Annotated in this window: 1 protein-coding gene; it reads left to right on the plus strand. The window is 71.0% G+C overall.

Annotated features, from left to right (window positions below):
• On the plus strand, positions 1-566 hold a 566-nt coding region (locus AC1DWF_RS37355; protein WP_476843462.1), incomplete at both ends, for a PCRF domain-containing protein.

The raw sequence follows: 566 nt of genomic DNA on the forward strand, positions 1-566 counted from the left end.
GGCGCTGCTCGCCGACCCCGAGATGAAGGAGCTGGCCGAGGCGGAACTCTCCGAGACCAAGCAGAGCCTGCCCCGGCTGGAGCGCGAGATCCGTCTCATGCTGCTGCCGCGCGACGAGGCCGATGCGCGCAGCGCCATCCTGGAGATCCGTCCCGCCGCCGGCGGCGACGAGGCCGGGCTCTTCGCGGCCGAGCTCTTCGCCGCCTACCGGAAATACGCCGAGGGCCATGGCTGGCGCTTCACCACGCTCGACTACGACGAGAGCGAGCTCGGCGGCCTCAAGGGCGCCTCGGCCGAGATCGAGGGCAAGGACGTCTTCGCGCGGCTGAAGTTCGAGAGCGGCGTGCACCGCGTCCAGCGCGTGCCGTCGACCGAGACGCAGGGACGCATCCACACCTCGACCGTCACCGTCGCCGTGCTGCCGGAGGCCGAGGAGGTCGACGTCCAGATCGACGACAAGGACCTCCGCATCGACACCTACCGCGCGCAGGGCGCCGGCGGGCAGCACGTCAACAAGACGGACAGCGCGGTGCGCATCACCCACATCCCGACCGGGACCGTGGTGG

Source organism: Aminobacter sp. P4_D5 (genome assembly GCF_056401815.1).